Genomic DNA, 19,500 nt, shown 5'->3' on the forward strand with positions numbered 1-19,500 from the left:
GCTTCAGAACCCGGATCGCAAACGACCCAGCGCATCCTGCAACCACTGCTTGCGCAGGTCACGGAGCATCCGCTCACGAGATGCTTCGATACTGGTTGGGCCTCCGGCCACATAGACATCACCCTGCGTCTGGATCAGACCACTCTGCCAGCTGCTTTTGCCATCCCGCTCTAGCGCCAGCGAGCCGGAGAAGGTCATATGGTACTGGGTCGCCACACCAGCCGCATCGTAGGCAGATGGTGTAAAGCGAAGCGGAGCAATGCTCACATTCAGATTGGCATGCCCCTGCTGATCAACCACATCCCTGGGCTCAATCAGTGCATACTTATCAGAGCTCAAACGCTGCTTCAGGTTGGCTATAAACTGGCGATCACTCTCTCCGCGCACTATCAGCGACACTGTTTTCACATCCGCAGTGATGGCGCCCTCACTATCACCGTGCCCCACCAGATGATAACCGCATGCGGATAACAGCAGTGCGGCTGTCATCAATGACGGCAGCAATAGCTTTCTCATGCCGGTTTCACCACCACATTCAACAGCCGTCCCGGCACCAGAATCACTTTAACCACCTGCATATTCTCCAGCCACTTGGCGATTGAGGCATCGGCTCTGGCCGCAGCCATCGCCTCATCCTGACCGGCATCTTTGGCAATGGTAATCTCGCCACGCCGTTTACCCTGCACCTGAACCGCGATGGTAATCTCATTCTGCTCAAGCGCGCTCTCATCCACCGACGGCCACTGACTGACAATAGCCATCTCGCGCATACCGATAGCCTCACCGATTTCGCAGGCAAAGTGCGGTACAAACGGCGCCAGCATCGTGGCCAGAACCTCAATGCCCTCGCGACAGGCTGCACTGCCAGCTTCCCCTTTCGGCTCAAAGGCCTGCAGCGCATTGGAGAGCTCCATCAATGCGGCAATAGCCACATTAAAGGCAAAGCCATGCTCAAAGGCGTGCGTGACACGCTGGATGGTTGAGTGAATGGTAAAACGCAGCGCTTTCACGGCTGCAGCATCATCCTCGCCGTCATGCTGCTCCTTGAGCTTCTCCAGCAGACGCCAGACGCGCTTAAGGAAGCGATGACCACCCTCAACACCTGCATCATTCCACTCCAGCTCCTTCTCAGGCGGTGCGGCAAACAGGGTGAACAGACGCGCAGTATCAGCGCCGAAGCGCTCAATAATCGCCTTGGGATCAACAGTATTGCCTTTGGACTTGCTCATCTTGGTGCCATCTTTGAGCACCATCCCCTGCGTAAGCAGATTCCTGAACGGCTCATCACCGCCCTGTTCAGTGCTGAACAGACCGGCATCACGCATCAGCTTGTGATAAAAACGGGCATAGAGCAGATGTAGCACGGCATGCTCCACACCACCGATATACTGATCCACAGGCGCCCAGCGCTGCATTGCACTGCTCTCAACCATCGCTGTATCACAGCGTGGCGATGTATAGCGGTTCATATACCAGGAGGACTCCATAAATGTGTCGAAGGTATCAAGCTCACGCACAGACGGCTTGCCACATTTGGGGCAGTCGGCATGTTTAAAGTCATGGCAATCCACCAGCGGTGAAGCGCCTCCGGTTGGTTGCAGATGGGTTGGCAGCTCAACAGGCAGCTGATCATCCGGCACCGGCACCGCGCCGCAATCATCACAGTGAATCACCGGAATCGGCGCACCCCAGTAGCGCTGACGGGAGACCAGCCAGTCACGCAGTCGATACTGAACCCGCTCACAACCTTTGCCCTGCTCGCTCAACCACTGGGTAATACTCTGTTTGGCAGCAACTGAATCGGAACCATCAAACTGCGCCGAATTCACCAGTTCACCAGCTTCGGTAAAGGCGGCTGCGTCAATATCCCAATCACCTTCAACAGGTTTAATCACCTGCTTGATCGGCAGATCATACTTCTTCGCAAAGGCGTGATCGCGCTCATCGTGTGCTGGCACGCTCATCACTGCACCTGTGCCGTAACCCATCAGGACAAAGTTGGCGACCCAGACCGGCACCGAAGCGCCGGTTATCGGATGCACGGCATTAAAGCCGGTTGGCATGCCGCGCTTCTCCATCGTTTCGATATCCGCCTCTTTGGTGGATATTCTGCTGCACTCATCAATAAATTTAGCCAGATCCAAACTGCTTTCAGCGGCCTTCTGCGCCAAGGGATGGGCTGCGGCCACGGCCATGTAGGTCACGCCCATCAGGGTGTCGGGGCGAGTGGTAAAGATATCCAGCGTCTCATCTGAGCCCTCAAGACGGAAAGAGACCTCGGCACCACTGGATTTGCCAATCCAGTTGCGCTGCATGCCGACAACCTTCTCAGGCCAGCCGCTCAGTTTATCAAGATCGGCAAGCAGCTCCTCGGCATAATCGGTGATGCGGATAAACCACTGTTTCAGATTCTTCTTGATGACCGGGGTATCACAGCGCCAACAGACACCATCAACCACCTGTTCATTGGCCAGCACGGTATGGCATGGATCACACCAGTTCACCTCGGCATCAGCCTGATAGGCCAGCCCCTTCTCCATCAGACGGGTAAACAGCCACTGCTCCCAGCGGTAATACTCAGGACGGCAGGTGGCAATCTCACGCGACCAGTCGTAGGAGAGGCCGAGACGTTTAAGCTGTGTGCGCATCTGATCGATATTGGCATAAGTCCACTCAGCCGGTGGACGGTGATGCTTGATCGCCGCATTCTCAGCCGGCAGCCCGAATGCATCCCAGCCAATCGGATGCAGTACATTAAAGCCATTCATACGCTTATAGCGTGCCACGGCATCACCCAGACAGTAGTTGCGCACATGGCCCATATGCAGGTTACCCGAGGGGTAGGGGAACATCACCAGACAGTAGTAACTCTCACGTGCGTCATCCGGATCATCGCAGGTGCTATCGATATCCGCATCGATCCATCGCTGCTGCCATTTTGCTTCAATCTGCTCTGCTTCGTAACGCTCTGACACCTGCTATCACTCCCGAAAAGGCTTTTTTGCCTGAAAAACTCAGATGCGGATGATGATGGCTATAGGCCCGAAAGAAAAGAGGCAGTCCCGAAAGACTGCCTCTGAAAATAGTTAAACCCGATCGTGTGATTAGTGAACCACGGCCTCTTTGAGTTTTTTCATCGCCCGCGCTTCCAGCTGACGTACCCGCTCAATCGATACGCCGAACTCTTCAGCAAGGTCTTTCAGCGTTGCAGGCTCTTCGGAGATATGCCGACGCTCGACAATCAGGCGATCACGATCAGAGAGCGTGTTCATGGCACTGTAGAGGGCGCTCTTGCGATGATCCTCCCAGTTGCTTTGCATCGTGATCTCTTCGGGCGTTGCGCTATCAGAGGGCAGGCCATGCACCAGCGCATCACCCTCATCATACTCGGCATCGAGTGAGACATCGCGCTGCAAAAATGCGTTGGCAGCCTCCTGATACTCGCCACCGCTAAGTCCGTAATCAGCACCCACCTCATCAGCCCTGCTACCACCATCAAGTGCGGCAATCGCATTCTTGGCCTTCTGCAGACCTGCAAAAACGCGGCGCTGCAACTTGTTGGTACCAAGCTTAACAATGCTCCATGAGCTGAGAATGTAGTCGTGAATCGAAGCGCGTACCCACCATGATGCGTAGGTCATCAGACGGAAACCCTTATCCGGGTCAAAGCGTTTTACCGCATGCATCAGCCCCATCGTGCCTTCCTGAATAAGATCCATCTCAGGCAGACCAAAATGACGGTACTCACGGGCAATAGCAGCCACACCACTGAGGTTGGCAACCACCAACTGGCGTGCTGCATCGCGATCTTCATGGTCATGCCACAAGCGGGCCAGACGAATCTCCTCCTCACGGTCGAGGCGCTCCACTTTACGCATATCACGCGAAAAAAGAGCCAGACTTGTCATCTCTGCTGTTGTTGCTACCACCTGAAAATCACCTCCAAATCGATTTGAAATCCTTAGCACTCGGCATGCAAGAGTGCCAATTTAATGATTAAAACAGTGTTAAGCAAGCCTGCTACCAATTTAACCAGGTCAGGAGCTCTTCCTCTCCGGCAACCTCAATACCCAGCTCGCGTGCCTTACCAAGCTTGGAACCGGCCTTCTCACCGGCAATAAGAAGATCGGTTTTTGCTGACACAGAACCTGTCGGTTTAGCGCCAAAGCTGCGCAACTTCTCCTGTGCATGACGCCTGTTCACCGAGGCAAAACTGCCGGTCAACACCACCGTTTTTCCTGCTAGCGGATGATCTGTCGCTGCAACAGACTCGGCGGCAGGCTGAACACCTGCAGCCAGCAATCTGTGTATCACATCACGATTGTGCGCTTCGGCAAAAAAGCTGCGGATACTGGCCGCCACTTCCGGGCCAATATCAGGTACAGCCAGAAGCGACGCCTCATCGGCTTCCATCACCGCATCAAGATCACCAAAGTAGGTCGCAAGTGAAGCCCCGGTTGCACTACCGACATGGCGAATGCCGAGCGCATGCAGAAAACGGGCCAGCGGCCGCTGTTTACTCGCCTCCAGTGCGCTCTGGATGTTGGCGATCTTCTTCTCTCCGAGTCCGGACCAGTCGGTAAGTTCTCGATAATCAAATTCATAGATATCAGCGATATTCTGCAGCTTGCCCTCATCCACCAGTCGGGCTACCAGCTTATCCCCCATACCCTCAACATCCATCGCCCCACGCGAGACAAAGTGGCGCAACCGCTCCTTAAGCTGGGCGGAACAGGAGAGACCGCCACTGCAGCGAATCGCAACCTCACCCTCAATCCTGAAAACCGATGCTGCACAGACCGGACAGTGCGTAGGTATGACAGGTTTTTCAGCCGACTCATCGATATTGAGTGTGCGCACCACTTCGGGAATCACGTCACCGGCCCTGCGCACGACCACCGTGGCACCGGCATAGACCGCTTTGCGCTGCATCTCATCAATATTATGCAGCGTGGCCCGTGACACCACGACACCACCCACACTCACCGGCTGCATATCAGCCACCGGGGTAATGACACCTGTGCGCCCCACCTGCCAGATCACATCACGAACCGTAGTCGTGACCTCTTCAGCCGGAAACTTGTAGGCAATCGCCCAGCGCGGTGAGCGGGCAACTGCACCGAGCCGATCCTGCAGTTCAAAGCTATCCAGTTTGCAGACCAGGCCATCAATCTCATAAGGCAGATCCGGTCGCTTTTGCAGCAGCTTTTGATAGGCAGAGAGCAGGGCAGGCAGAGTGTCGGCCATCTCTGTCTGTTGAATCGCAAAGCCGAAGCTCTGCAGCTTCTGCAGAAGTTCAGACTGGCTATCTGCCAGCGCCCTGCCGCCAAGGCCAACACCGTAGGCAAAAAAGGCCAGCTTTCGTTTGGCGGTGATACGCGCATCGAGTTGCCGCAGCGAGCCCGCCGCCGCATTGCGCGGGTTGGCAAAGGGCGCCTCACCTTCAGCGTCGCGAACCTCATTGAGTGCGGCAAAGGCCGCTTTGGACATATAAACTTCGCCACGCACCTCCAGAACTGCAGGCAGTGCATCGGGTTGTTCTGTTTTCAGATGCCAGGGGATACCGGCAATGGTGCGCACATTATCGGTCACATCCTCACCACTGATGCCATCGCCACGTGTTGCGGCAATGGTAAGAGCCCCATGCTCATAACGCAGATTAACTGCCAGCCCGTCCACTTTCGGCTCAGCAATAAAGGAGAGGTCATCCCGGCCCAGACCGTCAACGGCACGTGCGACAAACGCCTCTATCTCAGCCTCATCAAAGGCGTTGGCAAGCGAGAGCAGTGATTCGCCATGTTTGCGACTGGTGAAGGTTGTAGAGGGTGGTGCACCGACAATGCGGGTGGGTGAATCATCGGGAACAGGTGCACCGGATTCAGCTTCAAGCGACTCAAGCTCACGCAGCAGACGATCATACTCGGCATCCGTGATTTGCGGTGCATCGAGTGTGTAGTAGCGGTAGTTATGTTCTCGGATTTCTGTGCGAAGATGGGTGATGCGTTGATCTATAGCTTCTGATTCAGCCGTTGTTTTCAAGCTCTCCACTACTGCTCCCGTACGTATGGATGGCAGGCTCAGCCAGCATCCCCTCAATCGTTTTCAGCAGCGGTGGTGACATCCAGTCCACTGCACCGAGCAGATGGTAGCGAACCTTCCCCTGTTTATCGATCAGGAATGACTCCGGAAAGCGGAACACCCCATAACCCTGCGAAACAAGCGTGTCGGCATCGTGCAGCACCTGAAATGACATCTTCTGCTCACGCACAAAGCTGCTCAGCTGATCACGGCTCTGATCCACAGAGACAGCGACCACCTTCAACCCCTGAGCCGCAAACTTCTCATGCAGCTCCAGCATCGAGGGGATCTCTTTGCGGCATGGCGGACACCAGGTTGCCCAGAAGTTGAGCAGCACCACCTCACCTTTGGGAAGCGATTGCATCGTTCCCTGCAGATCAGGCAGCCTGAAGCCGGAACCGGCCTCGCTGATACGAACCGCTGCCGGCGCCTTGGGCATGCCGAGCCAGACCGTTGATCCGATCACCCCCATAATCAGCAATACCAGCAGCCAGCGATACTTCATCTTTTCCACCTTACAACATCCATGTTTCAGTCCAATCCGGCCAATGCAGAGGTCAGACTATCCTGAGTGACCCGATGTTTAAAGAGCACCGCGCCATCAAGCACCAGCACCGGCACATCCAGCCCGAAACGCACAAGCAGTGCTTTATCACGATCGACATCCACCGCCTCCCAGCTGCAGAGGCCCTCTGCTGCACTGACTTCAAGCACAGCCTTAGCATCATCGCAAAGGCAGCAGTTACGCCGTGTCATCAGCTGGATATGCGGCAGACTCATCGCCTGAAACCTTAATCGCTCTTTTGCGGCAATTTCACCAGTGCAAAGACCTGATCCCCACGCCGATCCATCATCACACGCAGCACCTCTCCATGTTTAAAGGTTTTAGCCAGTTTGGAGAAGGTTTTCATATCAGGCAGATCCTTGCCGTTAATACGGAAGATCACATCACCGCGCTGAATGCCTGCATTGGCGGCTGGCATACCCTGCTGTACCTGCTGCACCACAACACCGGTTTTCACACGCGTACGCAGTCTGGCTGCCATATCAGCAGAGAGGTTCTCCACCACCATACCCAGACGCACGTTGGAGCTATCCTGCTTAGGCTGATCACCACGTGCCACCTGATCATCCGGCATCGCTTCAACGGTAACACTCAGAACCTTCTGTTTACCATCGCGAATAATGCCGACCTTCACCTTGTCACCAGGAGTGTGGCGAGCCACACGGATCGGCAGATCATGGGCTTTACGGATCAACTCACCATCAATCGAAATAATCACATCACCGGCACGAATACCCGCCTTGTCGGCGGCCGATCCGGCTTCAACCTGCGGCACCAGTGCGCCGTGACGATCTTTCAGTCCGAGTGCCTTCATGGTCTCTTTATCAACATCGGTGATATGTACACCGAGCCGGGCGCGGGTCACATGCCCCTTCTCTTTCAGCTCATCAAGAATCGGTTTGGCAAGGTTAATCGGAATGGCAAAACCGATACCGTTGTTACCACCACTGCGTGAGTAGATAGCGGTATTGATGCCGACCAGTTCGCCTTTGCTGTTAAACAGCGGCCCGCCGGAGTTGCCGGGGTTAATCGCAGCATCGGTCTGAATGAAATCATCATAGGGGCCGGAACCGATCACACGTCCTTTGGCTGATACAATACCTGCAGTGACAGTCTGGGAGAGACCGAACGGGTTACCGATAGCAACCACCCAGTCACCCACACGCAACACATCGGAGTTGCCGATTTTTACTGTCTTAAGATTTTTGCCCTTCACCTTGAGCAGTGCCACATCCAGTTTGGAGTCGGTACCGATGATCTTGGCCTGCAACTCAGTACCGTCGCGCATCTTCACAACCACTTCATCTGCACCATCAACCACATGGTTGTTGGTCACCACATAACCATCAGCCGAGATCACAAAGCCTGTACCCAGAGCATGCTTCTCCTGCTGCTGGCGAGGCATGTTGCGGAAGAAATCGTTAAAGAAGTCATCAAAAGGTGTGCCCTGAGGGCCACCAAAACCGGGCGGAAGGCCACCCTGCTGAGCCTGTTTGGCATGCTGGGTAGTACTGATATTAACAACGGCATCGGCCTGCTCGGCAGCCAGATCGGCAAAACTTTCCGGCATAGCCTGTGCGGGCAGCGCCCATGTAACAGCAATCAATAACATCGGAATCAATGGTCTGAAATAGTGCAAGTAGTACTCCTTTGATAAATAGTCAGGGCGCTTTTTAAGCCCCCCAGATGAATAAAAGATGAAGATATTACTAAACCGGCCGGATCGGGATATGGCATCCGCCATGGTTTACGATACGCAGCATGCGTACATCCAGATCAGCTTTTGCGCTGTTGCTACCACGCAACAGCAGCAGATAGGTTACCGGCACAGAGATCAATGCCGCCAAAGCAGCGAGCAACTCCTGCGCTGGCCAACCCATCTGCCCGGCCAACCAGGCCACGACTGCGCCTGTCAGCACAAACACCAGCATTGGCAGTGCATAGATGCGGAATGCCACCTTCAGGAGCAGCCCATCGGGCACCTCCAGCAGTACCTCATCACCAACTTCTGCTCCGATTGTATTTTTCACATGCAGATCAATCAGCCGCTCCCGCCAGGAGCCCATCGTTGAGCAGGAGGCCTTACCCGCACAATCACCGCAGGCAGAGGCACGACGACCACGCACAGTCGCACTGTTACCATCTGTCTGAATCACGGTTACCTGCTGCTCCAATATAACTCCTGCCTCATCCTGACACGGCAAACGCATCAGAGCGGCGTATCTTATACTAATCCATTCACAGATTGCCATCCCCTGCCCGATGCACAAATTACCCCTGCCCCAAAGCGCTAAATGTAGCCTGAGAAGAAATCCGGCGTAGGGTTGGCCGCCATGGAAAGCGGCAAAAAGCGCCTTAAGGCGGACTACCTGATTATCGGCAGCGGCGCTGCCGGCCTGCTGGCTGCCCGCCGTCTGGCTGAACATGGCAGTGTCATCATCGTCAACAAAGGTTCGTTTGAGGACTCCAGCACCTGGAATGCACAGGGCGGCATCGCCGGTGTGCTCTCCGGCAGCGACTCGGTCGCCTCACATGTCAAAGACACACTGGAGGCCGGCGGCGGCCTCTGCCATCCTGATGTGGTACAGGCCATCATTGAGCGCGGCACTGATATTATCGAAGAGCTGATCGCCATCGGCACCCGCTTTGACCATGAAAATGGAACCTTGCACCTGACACAGGAGGGGGGACACAGCAGCCGTCGCATCGCCCACTCCCAGGATGCAACCGGACGCGCCATCGGTGAAGCGCTGCTCTCCAAGGTGGCACCGCACCCCAATGTGCGCAGGCTGGAGCAGCATACCGCCATTGACCTGATCACCACGCGCAGAATCGGCCACGGCATTGATAATCGCTGCCTTGGAGCCTATGTATTGACCCCTGAGGGGCATGTGCTGACCATTGAGGCGCAACAGACCATCCTTGCCACCGGAGGTGCAGGCAAAGTCTACCTCTACACCTCCAACCCGCACGCTGCTTCCGGCGACGGCATCGCCATGGCCTGGCGCGCCGGAGCTCCGGTGATGAATCTTGAGTTCATCCAGTTTCATCCCACCTGCCTGTTTCACCGTCAGGGCTCGAACATGCTGCTCTCCGAGGCGCTGCGCGGCGAGGGTGCCTATCTGGTTGATAGCGAAGGGCGACGCTTTGTTTTTGATTATGATAAACGCGGTGAACTTGCCCCTCGCGACATTGTCGCCCGCGCTATCGATTATGAGATCAAAAAACAGGGCGTCGACTGCATGTATCTTGATGCCCGCCCTATCGGCCGCACGCAGCTGCTCGAACATTTCCCCAATATTCATGAACGGCTGCTGAAACTGGGGCTGGATATCACCACACAGCCGATCCCCGTCGTTCCGGCTGCACACTATATCTGCGGCGGCATCAAGGCCGATATCCACGGCCGCACCGAGATTGATTCACTCTACGCCATCGGCGAGACCGCCTGCACAGGACTGCATGGCGCCAACCGACTGGCCAGCAACTCGCTGCTGGAGTGTCTGGTGATGGCTGAGTTCTGTGCCACCGATATTATAAAGCGTGAAGCCAAACCGCTGCCGCCCATCCCCGCCTGGGATGATAGCGGCATTGTGCCGGAGACCGAGCGCATCCAGATCAAGCAGAACTGGGATGAGATTCGCGCCACGATGTCTCACTACGTTGGCATTGTGCGCTCTGATGAGCGCCTGCGCCGCGCCAAGCGCCGCCTCTATCTGATCCGTGAAGAGATCGCCAGCTACTACTGGAAACATCCGGTCAGTCAGGATCTGCTGGAGCTGCGCAATCTCGAACTGATCGCGGAGTTGATTATTACCAGTGCCCAGCAGCGCCTTGAGTCGCGTGGTCTGCACTACTCCACCGATCACCCTGAGACAGATGAACAGGCAAAAGATACCATCCTGTGGCCCAACACCCTCTGAATCGCATCTGTCTGCTGGCCCGCATTCGTGGTCGCGTGCAGGGCGTCTGTTTTCGCCACTACACACAACTCGAGGCCAATCGTCTTGGCCTGCACGGCTGGGTGCGCAATCTGCCTGATGGCGATGTTGAGGCCTGTATCGCCGGCCCTGAGCCTCAGATAACCCTGATGAAACAGTGGCTGCATCACGGCCCGACTCATGCCAGTGTTGAGCATGTCGAATTTTCACCATCGACACTGCCGGATAGCTGGGAGAGATTTTCCATTCGTTACTGAGATGAGAAGGGATGCATTCATGCCATACAGTGCCAAACAGACATTTGAACATAAACAGGAGCCTGCCGTCGGTATCCTGCTGACTAACCTCGGCACACCTGATGCACCCACCACGGCGGCGGTGCGCACCTATCTCAGGGAGTTCCTCTGGGATCCGCGTGTGGTTGAGCAGCCGCGCTGGCTCTGGTGGCTGATTCTTAACGGCATCATTCTTAATACCCGCCCGGCCAGATCGGCAGCACTCTACGCCAAGGTGTGGAGTGCTGAGGGCTCACCTCTGCTCGCCACTGGTAAACGCCAGCGTGAAAAACTGGAGGCCGCACTGCGCGAGCACATTGCGCAGCCGCTGCATGTTGAGCTGGCCATGCGCTACGGCAACCCATCGATCCGCAGTGGTCTTGAAGCGCTGCGAGAGAAGAACTGCAGTAGCATCGTTGTGCTGCCACTCTATCCGCAATACTCCGCCACCACCTCAGGCTCCACCTTTGATGCCGTAGCTGAAGCCCTAAAAACGTGGCGGCGTGTACCGCAGTTGCAATTTATCGATGCCTACCACGACTATCCTGCCTATATCGAAGCGCTGGCAGAGAGTGTTCGCAACCACTGGCAGGAGCACGGGCAGGCAGAGCGACTACTGCTCTCCTACCACGGCATTCCCGATTCCTATTTTAACAACGGTGACCCCTATCCCTGCCACTGCCGCAAAACCACCCGCCTGCTGCGCGAGGCGCTGGGGCTGGATGAGACCCAACTGCAGATGTCATTTCAATCCCGCTTCGGCAAAGAGCCGTGGGTTCAGCCCTACACCGATGAAACACTGGAGCGCTGGGGCAAGGAGGGTGTTGAGAGTGTGGATGTGATCTGTCCCGGTTTCCCGGCAGATTGCCTGGAGACCATTGAGGAGATCGGCATGGAGAACCGAGATATCTTCCTTGAGGCCGGTGGCAAAACCTACCGTTATATCCCGGCACTCAATGATGGAGAGAGCCACATTCAAGCCTTGGCTGAGATCATTTTGACACAAATCTAAGAAGCCCTGATTGTCGAATCGACACAATGGTCGATCATTAGCAAATACCGTTATGTCTCTTGTTTACAGAAAAGCGTTTACTTGTTTAGCCTACTGATGCTCTTCCTGAATCTCCAGAATTTCATCCAGGCAGTTAAAAAATGCATCTACAACCTGCGGGTCAAAATGCGCCCCTTTTTCATTCTTTATAAGCGAAAGTGCATCCTGTAATGGCCAGGCTTTTTTGTACGGCCTCTCATTGACCAGAGCATCGAACACATCGGCAACAGCAACGATCCTAGCCGCCAAGGGGATCTCCTCGCCCTTCAATCCATCCGGGTAACCGTTGCCATTCCACTTTTCATGGTGGTGCAATGCAATTTCTTCACTCAGTTTAAGAATCTCAGTATCTGAACCTCTGAGTATTGAGGCGCCTTTGTTCGAGTGGGATTTCATTTTCACCCACTCATCAGCATCCAGCTTGCCGTTTTTACCTAAAATAGCATCAGGAATGCCCACCTTGCCAACATCATGCATAGCGGAAGCATGGAATAGACCCTCCTGCTCTTCTATCGAAAGCCCAAGCTCCCTGCCAAGTATTTTTGAACTGTATCTAATTCTTTGAATGTGCTTGAAGGTGTCCTCATCCTTGTACTCTGCAGCATACCCAAGACGTGCAAGCGTCTCTAAATATGCTTTCCTCAGGGACTCCTGTAGTCTCATATTGATGATGCTAACAGCCGACATCACTGCAAAACTTTTCGCTATCCCCAGATTTAGCTCATGAACAAGCTCCTCTTTTGGATTGATGATTTCCAAAGCGCCGATAATTCCTTCGGTCGGATGTCGCAAAGGAATCGCTAATATTGATTCCGTCTTAAAGCCGCTTAATTTGTCTATGGAACCATCAAATTTATATGGCACAGATTCTGACAGATGATAGGGGTCATCAACCTGAAGCAGTTCACCGGCCATAGCTACGTGGCCAGCAATACTACTGTGATTTAGAGGTATTCTCAGATCATCCCCATTTTGATCCCTTGATATGGAACTAGTGTCGATTTCATCATTTTGAAACGACAAAAAGTCAAGGAAATCACCGTCTACAAAAGCGATACTGCCAGCAGGGGCCTCAAAAATCCGCCGGGCATGCTTAAGGACCTTCTCTACAAATATGGTTTGATCCTTCTCCATCTCAATGTCTACTGCTGCATCAAAAATAAACATCAGTGTCTGCTTAGCTTCTTTACTTGAAATCTCTTCAAACACAGCAACCTCCTGAAAATCCCACAAACGACTGTATACCCATAAGCTATAGCACACACAGAAAGTAAAGTATATGCTTCCTAGCAAAGATGAATGTTGCTGACCAGCGTGGTCAATCTGGCAATTACAGTCTATAACTTATCCAGTATGGGTGAACTATTTTTAAGTCTTCGTGATAGTTGTTGCACATAGGAGGAATGGTTCTTGATCTCTTTTCGTAGGCATTCGAATCACAAAATCATCCTGCCTCTGGTCATGGTGGCTACTGTCTCTTGCTGCAATGCTGTTCTGGCTGCCGATCAAATTACATTCGTAGATGATGGGCAACTTGCCCAAATGAATTCTGTAGGAGCATTTTCTGCAACCATCAATAAGGTGAATCACCTAAAAAAAGGTGCAGCCAATCCCATCGACGCAAAGATCGGCAGTGGCGTTGAGATTAAGGATCTTGTAACAACGCTGGAAAGGTCTCGAGCTCAAGTAACTTTCGTGGATAAAACGGAACTTCGAATAGCCTCCTCATCACAGGTTGAAATTACAAAGTTCATGTTCGACAACAGCAAATTGAAAGATGGATCTTTAAAGATACTCCGGGGCACGCTTCGCGCCATCGTTCATCATGATATTTCCGAAAACCCCCATTTCGAAGTTGTCACCCCCACTGCTGTTGCAGCAGCCCGTGGCACCGATTTCTTCACGATCGTCAAAGGTCTTTCAACCCGATTTGTCTGCCATGACGGCATGGTGGAGATCAGGAACATCAACGCAGGCGTGGCCGGAACAGAGATGTGCGCAGCGGGGCAAACTGTTGATGTCACAGAGGGGACCCCACCCTCCACCCCGACAGCAACAGATCCCGAAGTCCTTGAACAACTGCTGGAGGCCACAGAGATGACACCTGCCGCCCCTATAGAGTCGGCGCCTGCACAGGGTACTGGAGCGGTGGAGGTCGCAGCTGCAGAGGGAGCCACCATAAGCGCTACCACGACAGCTCTGGGTGTAGCCGCCCTTGGCGCAGTGGCTGTTGGCGCCGTCGCTTCCAGCAACACCCCAGCCGGAGCCATTCCTGCCCCTACTGGCACTGTTACATTGGAAGACTCTGTTTATGTCATGCAGCAGTGGAATGTTGCTGCCTCTCCCCTGGGCGCGGCAAGTGGCCCGGATGCCAATCATGTTGTGACTGTTACTCGCGATGCTGGCGGCAACATCACCAGCGTTACCATCGCTGGCACCCATAACGTTCCCGGCGGCACCAACAACGGTCCTTTCAGCTACACATTCAATACACCGGTCGCGGCCAATGAACTTGCTCTAGGCGGCGCCGCCACAGATACCCCCGCCGCTCTAGGTGCAGGCCCCAACTCTGTTATTCTAAATCAGATTGAGGGGCTACCGATCGTAGCGTATCAATATGTATCTCTATTCCACTGGGGGGTGCAACTCAATCTGGATGACTGGCTCGCCGGCTCCGGTGTCACTGGCACACTAACACCGCTAGCATCGATCCCAGCCGCTGGTACCGGCACCTATACCGGTGTAGCTCAGGGCTGGATCTATTCAACTGCCGCTCTGATTGATCATGACTTCCGCTTCAACTCTACCTTGAATGTGACAGCCGATTTCGGCACAAATCAGATCACCAACTTTGCAACCACAGGCACCATCACCAACGCCAATCTTGGTGGTGGACTCTATGGCGCCAATGTGGCCAATCCTAACTATGACCTGAATATGGTGCCTGCAGCCCCGGGAACAATTACCGGCAACACCTTCACTGTTGGTGTTGTCAATGTTGGTAGTGGTTTTACCGGAACAGCAAATGGTGGCTTCTTCGGCCCTGCCACCAAAGCACCTGCGACAGGCGGTGCCAATGTTCCTGCCAATATCGGAGGTGCATTTACCGCATCACAAGCCACTGGCCCAGTTGGCCGAATGCATGGCGTGTTTGTTGGCCAATAAACCTAAGTGGAGCTGAGGGGCGAACTTTCAAGGGCATCGATGCTTTTTCGGTTAGCGGCGATCCTTGGCCTCTTACTCACCTCTTTCACCACTGTCGCCGAGACTACCGGTGCAAACACACTACCTGTAGTCGCATCATCAGAAAACACTCAGGCAACTCCCGAGGAACTAGCACAGGTAGCGACACAACTGCTGATTGAGAGAAAACTGGACATGGCTGCTCTGATCGTGGCAGAGCTACTGAAACAACCTGCACCACCGATGCAGGCTCTGTTTGTTGCGGGCAAACTGGCTGAATTGCGCAGCGACTGGAATAGCGTAATCCTCTTTTACCGGGCAATGCTTGAGCGTGACCCCTCGGTTTTACGTATACGCCTTGATCTAGCTCGCGCCCTGCTCATGAACGGCGATACCGAAGCCGCGCAGCACCATTTTCAACGGGTACTGGGTGAGCCCGGACTTCCGGAGAGTGTGCGTGCCAATGTATTGTTGTTCCTCGATCAGATCGACAGACTGACCTTCAGCCAGACCCTCTCGTTTGAGGTTCTTGGAGACAACAACATCAATCAGGCCACCGCCAGTGAGGTAGTGATCATCGGTGGCCGTCGTTTTATCCTTAGCCCAACTGCACGCAAGAGAAGCGGCAAAGGCCTCGGCCTTAACTGGCAAGGGCAGTATCGCTTTGGCGATGCACGCCAGTTCAGCCTGCGAGCCGTTCTCCAGCATCAAAACTACCCCTCGGCTAATCAGTACAACCTGACCTATCTAATGGCTTTCGCCGGCTGGACAAAGCAGTGGAGTCCAGCGCATTCGCTCTCTTTCGAAGCCGGCGGACACGCCTCCTTTTATGGCGGACACAACCTGTTTGACGGAGCGGCATTCCGCATATCAGATATTTATCGCACAACATCAGGTTGGACATTCAACCCGGCACTGGAGAGCAAGCAGTTGCGCTATCCTGACTATCCGCTTCGTAACGGCTGGCAACAGTGGCTCACAGTTGACATGACCAAAGCAATGCCCAGCGGCCTGGTCTGGAGCACCGGCGCAAGTATCGGACGCAACAAGACTCACGATGAAATTTATAACTTCATCTCATCTGGGGCCAAGCTGGGGTTATCTCTGGAGCTACCCTTACGGGTAACAGCATCAGTGATGCTGAATTATCTGGAGACCCGCTATGCGGGCAGAGACCCGTTCTTCGCAGAGCGCCGAAGGGAGAAAAAGCAGTCAGTAGAAGTCGGCCTGATCCCGCTGACACTGAACATGAAGGGGTTTGCACCACGCATTGTCTTTGGTCATATTAAGAACTGGTCAAATATCGATCTGTATCAGTTTCAGAGAACATATGGCAAGCTTGCTTTTGTACGCGATTTTTAATGCGTCAAGCAATAAACGGACGAAGCTTGTCCGCTCCTGAGGGATATCGGCATGACCATAAACAAATGCGATGACAGCTTCTGATCTGCCCGCAATGAGCATGAGACTACGGTATGCGCGTCGTTAAACATAAAGGCCCCTATTTTCTACTGGCCTCACTTATAGTTGCCACGGCCATCTTTGTAACTGTCACACCGCCGATGTTTGTCGACTACCTGGAATCCAAAACTTTCGACATTCGCACGCTGCTGCGGGGTGAGCGGTCCGTCAGGCCGGATATTGTCATTGTCGCTATTGATGATAAGACACTGGAACAGTTCGCACTGAATGTCTGGACACGTGGGTATATGGCTACACTGATCGACAAGCTCACCTCAATGCAACCAAAAGTGATCGGCATTGACTACCTCTACCAGCTTCCGGAGGTGAGCAAGGGGCTGGAGTCATTACGCGAACTTAACAGATCATACCAAAGACTGGCATCGGTGGATAAAAACTTTCTTGGCGAACTTCAAGCTATGGAGCAAATCAACAATGTTGATGCCTCACTCATTGCTGCGGTCAACAAGGCAGGAAATGTTGTACTGGCCTTTGCCCCGCATGTATTTGAAGCCATGGCATCGATTGATAGTAAAGCGAACGTTCAGCTTCCGGGATATATGACCTGGCATGCATTCATGCTGAGCAAACCCGGGCCAGCATACAAGCCTGTGTTGGCTCAGACCGCGCTGACACCATTTGAGGGATTGGCAGAGGTGGCTGCAGCCATTGGCCATGTCTATTCGCTCTACGATCAGGATGGCGCCATTCGCTGGGAGCCTCTTTACGTCAAAATGGGGGCTGATATTTATCCTTCTTTTGGACTGGAAATTGCAAGGAAGTTTAAAGGTCTGAGGCAGCAGGATGTGAAGGTGATCACGGGCGACCGAATCATCATGGGGGAGAAGATTGATCTGCCTACAGACATTTCCGGGCGCATTCTGATCAACTATCCTGGTAAACGCGGAAAATTCACCACCTATTCGGCCATCGATATCCTTGCAGACACTATTCCAGCCACTGAACTGCAAGGTAAAATAGTGCTGGTCGGAGCCACGGCTCTTGGCACTGGTGATATCCATGTCACTCCTTTTACTGAACTCGCAGGTGTAGAGAAGCAAGCAACAGTGGTTGAGAATATTCTCAGCCTGAACTATCTGGTGAAAGAGGAGCTAACCACACTAATAGATATCGTCGCCATTATTTGCTTTGCCTTCATTATGGCACTTGTTGTTCCCTACTTCGGTGCATTTGCTAGCGGCCTGTTTTTCGGCTTTCTTCTTATCGTCTACCTGGGATTAACGCAGTACGCCTTTGTCGCCCATAATATCTGGGTACATGTCGTTGTACCTGCACTGACGCTAAGTATTCTCTATACGACATTAACAACATACCGCTTTTTTACAGAAGAGCGCCTGGCCAGGCAGATTCGCAATACCTTCTCCAAATATACGACCGAAAAGATAGTCACAGAATTAATAGATCACCCCGAGATGGCAAAACTGGGCGGCGCAAGAAAAAACATCACAGTTCTCTTTTCCGATGTACGCAGTTTCACAACATTCTCGGAGAACCATGAGCCGGAGGAGGTTGTTGAAGCCCTGAACGAATTCCTCTCTGCGATGACTGAGGTGATCATGGCATGGGATGGAACTCTGGATAAGTTTGTTGGCGATGAGATTATGGCTTTCTGGGGGGCTCCTGTAGCGCAGAAAAATCACGCTGAACTGGCCGTGGGATGTGCTCTGGCGATGATGCGGCGACTGCATGAGTTGCAAATAAAGTGGCGCACGGAGGGGCGAGCTGTACTCGGCATCGGAATCGGCATCAATACAGGTGAAATGGTTGTCGGCAACATTGGGTCTGAAAAGATGAAAATGGACTACACCGTGATTGGTGATGCGGTAAACTTAGGAGCACGCGTTGAGGCTCTGACTCGCAACTATGATACCGACATCATCATCACTGAATTTACACTCAACCAGATCCGGAAGCTGTTATCCAGAAGTGAAAACCCTGAAATCTCCTCTCATTTACAAGTAACTAAATTGGATGAGGTTAAAGTAAAGGGCAAAGAGAATGCTGTTGTGATCTATGCCCTCTCTGAAATTGAATAGAAGCAAATAGATTCACGGAATAATTTCGACCAATACAGTGTGTGAGAATGCATTACTGATAGGCTGGATCGAGCACCTTGATGCGTGACTCTTTCTCAACGCTTTCATACCAGCGATCAAGCTGGTTTTTCTCCAGAATACTGATGATCTCGTGGCGCACCTCATCCAGTGGTTTCTGCATGGCTGCACGGCGCCCGAGCAGTTCAATCACGTGCCAGCCAAAACGGGTTTTAACCGGTTGGCTGATGCCATTCTCCTTCAGTTCAAAAGCGACATCATCAAAGGCTTTAACCATCACACCGCGCTGAAACCAGTTGAGATCACCACCACGTGATCTGTTGCTGTCATCCAGCGACTCACTGGCAGCCAGTGCGGCGAAATCACCTTTGTTGCGCAACTTTTTAATGATGGCCAGCGCCTGCTTATGTGTAGCAACGAGAATATGGCGGGCATGCACCTGTTCAGGCACCGCAAACTCGGCAAGGTGCTGCTTGTAGTAGGCGGTAATATCACTCTCCTGAATCTTCTCCATATGCGCCAGCTGCCACTGCCGGGCTGCCTCGATAAGAATCTGACGACTGGCATTTTCGATGCGCTGGCGTGTAGCAGGATCGAGATCAAGCCCCATCTTCCTGGCCTTCTGACTGATGGCGTGGCGACGGATCAATGAGCGCAGAATATGGGCGCGGGTGTGCACATCGTTGCGGTAGCGGTTCATCTCATCGGGCAGCAGCGCCAGCTCAAGATCGATGTCCGATTCATGGATCGTGATGCCATTCACCGTCGCCACCACAGGGCTGGGGTTGAGCGGTTCGGCAAGCGTAAGCTCATCCTGCTGCTGGCAGGCAGACAACATCACCAACAGGGTTGCCACTAATATAACTCGCAT

At 53.5% G+C, this 19,500-nt stretch carries 16 protein-coding genes; 6 read left to right on the forward strand and 10 right to left on the reverse strand.

All coding sequences use genetic code 11. The features are described 5' to 3' along the window. Nucleotides 1–3 precede the first annotated feature (3 nt). The 8 genes from F3F93_RS00685 to F3F93_RS00720 all read right to left on the reverse strand — a co-directional run bounded on the left by F3F93_RS00685 (nt 4) and on the right by F3F93_RS00720 (nt 8,817). Entirely contained in the window at nt 4–516 is a 513-nt protein-coding gene (locus F3F93_RS00685; RefSeq protein ID WP_176957234.1) for an adenosylmethionine-8-amino-7-oxononanoate aminotransferase, read from the reverse strand. Next, nucleotides 513–2,975: a leucine--tRNA ligase gene (leuS, locus tag F3F93_RS00690; protein WP_176957235.1), complete on the reverse strand. Its 2,463-nt coding sequence runs from the start codon at nt 2,973–2,975 to the stop codon at nt 513–515. The genes F3F93_RS00685 and leuS overlap by 4 nt, the downstream gene beginning before the upstream one ends. Nucleotides 2,976–3,104: 129 nt before the next feature. Beyond that, nucleotides 3,105–3,929 carry an RNA polymerase factor sigma-32 gene (locus tag F3F93_RS00695; protein ID WP_347239152.1) on the reverse strand — a complete coding sequence of 275 codons (825 nt, stop codon included), beginning with the start codon at nt 3,927–3,929 and terminating at the stop codon, nt 3,105–3,107. Nucleotides 3,930–4,020: 91 nt separating this feature from the next. Further along, entirely contained in the window at nt 4,021–6,039 is a 2,019-nt protein-coding gene (gene ligA / locus F3F93_RS00700) for an NAD-dependent DNA ligase LigA (RefSeq protein ID WP_176957236.1), read from the reverse strand. Next, the gene (locus F3F93_RS00705) at nt 6,023–6,583 is read right to left on the reverse strand and encodes a TlpA disulfide reductase family protein (RefSeq protein WP_176957237.1); all 561 of its coding nucleotides are present in this window, start codon (nt 6,581–6,583) and stop codon (nt 6,023–6,025) included. Before F3F93_RS00705 ends, ligA begins: the two co-directional genes overlap by 17 nt. Before the next feature lie 26 nt (nt 6,584–6,609). Beyond that, nucleotides 6,610–6,858, reverse strand: a complete 249-nt coding sequence (locus tag F3F93_RS00710; RefSeq protein ID WP_176957238.1) for a glutaredoxin family protein — start codon at nt 6,856–6,858, stop codon at nt 6,610–6,612. 11 nt (nt 6,859–6,869) lie between these two features. Then, complete coding sequence (locus F3F93_RS00715; RefSeq protein WP_241696870.1) at nt 6,870–8,282, reverse strand: DegQ family serine endoprotease; 1,413 nt, start codon at nt 8,280–8,282, stop codon at nt 6,870–6,872. Between the two features lie 70 nt (nt 8,283–8,352). Further along, the gene (locus tag F3F93_RS00720) at nt 8,353–8,817 is read right to left on the reverse strand and encodes a SoxR reducing system RseC family protein (protein WP_176957239.1); all 465 of its coding nucleotides are present in this window, start codon (nt 8,815–8,817) and stop codon (nt 8,353–8,355) included. 159 nt (nt 8,818–8,976) lie between these two features. Between F3F93_RS00720 and nadB the strand changes: the two genes are divergently transcribed. Genes nadB through hemH form a run of 3 tightly spaced genes read left to right on the forward strand, consistent with a single transcriptional unit; the run spans nt 8,977 to nt 11,871 of the window. Beyond that, complete coding sequence (nadB, locus tag F3F93_RS00725) at nt 8,977–10,566, forward strand: L-aspartate oxidase (RefSeq protein WP_176957240.1); 1,590 nt, start codon at nt 8,977–8,979, stop codon at nt 10,564–10,566. Next, nucleotides 10,548–10,841, forward strand: a complete 294-nt coding sequence (locus tag F3F93_RS00730) for an acylphosphatase (protein WP_176957241.1) — start codon at nt 10,548–10,550, stop codon at nt 10,839–10,841. The genes nadB and F3F93_RS00730 overlap by 19 nt, the downstream gene beginning before the upstream one ends. Nucleotides 10,842–10,860: 19 nt before the next feature. Further along, on the forward strand, nt 10,861–11,871 hold the full coding sequence (hemH, locus tag F3F93_RS00735; RefSeq protein ID WP_176957242.1) for a ferrochelatase: 1,011 nt from the start codon (nt 10,861–10,863) through the stop codon (nt 11,869–11,871). A 90-nt stretch (nt 11,872–11,961) separates the two neighbouring features. On the opposite strand, the gene F3F93_RS12685 is transcribed toward hemH, so the two are convergent. Further along, on the reverse strand, nt 11,962–13,119 hold the full coding sequence (locus tag F3F93_RS12685) for an HD domain-containing phosphohydrolase (protein WP_176957243.1): 1,158 nt from the start codon (nt 13,117–13,119) through the stop codon (nt 11,962–11,964). 333 nt (nt 13,120–13,452) lie between these two features. Here F3F93_RS12685 and F3F93_RS00745 point away from each other — a divergent pair, with 333 nt between their 5' ends. The 3 genes from F3F93_RS00745 to F3F93_RS00755 all read left to right on the forward strand — a co-directional run bounded on the left by F3F93_RS00745 (nt 13,453) and on the right by F3F93_RS00755 (nt 18,611). Further along, nucleotides 13,453–15,075 carry a FecR domain-containing protein gene (locus F3F93_RS00745; RefSeq protein ID WP_176957244.1) on the forward strand — a complete coding sequence of 541 codons (1,623 nt, stop codon included), beginning with the start codon at nt 13,453–13,455 and terminating at the stop codon, nt 15,073–15,075. A 39-nt stretch (nt 15,076–15,114) separates the two neighbouring features. Then, the gene (locus F3F93_RS00750; RefSeq protein WP_176957245.1) at nt 15,115–16,455 is read left to right on the forward strand and encodes a porin family protein; all 1,341 of its coding nucleotides are present in this window, start codon (nt 15,115–15,117) and stop codon (nt 16,453–16,455) included. 113 nt (nt 16,456–16,568) lie between these two features. Beyond that, on the forward strand, nt 16,569–18,611 hold the full coding sequence (locus F3F93_RS00755) for an adenylate/guanylate cyclase domain-containing protein (protein WP_176957246.1): 2,043 nt from the start codon (nt 16,569–16,571) through the stop codon (nt 18,609–18,611). A 52-nt stretch (nt 18,612–18,663) separates the two neighbouring features. Here F3F93_RS00755 and F3F93_RS12385 read toward each other — a convergent pair whose 3' ends face one another. Beyond that, complete coding sequence (locus tag F3F93_RS12385; protein WP_176957247.1) at nt 18,664–19,500, reverse strand: peptidylprolyl isomerase; 837 nt, start codon at nt 19,498–19,500, stop codon at nt 18,664–18,666.

It is taken from the genome of Mariprofundus sp. KV, from assembly GCF_013387475.1.
GTDB lineage: Bacteria > Pseudomonadota > Zetaproteobacteria > Mariprofundales > Mariprofundaceae > Mariprofundus.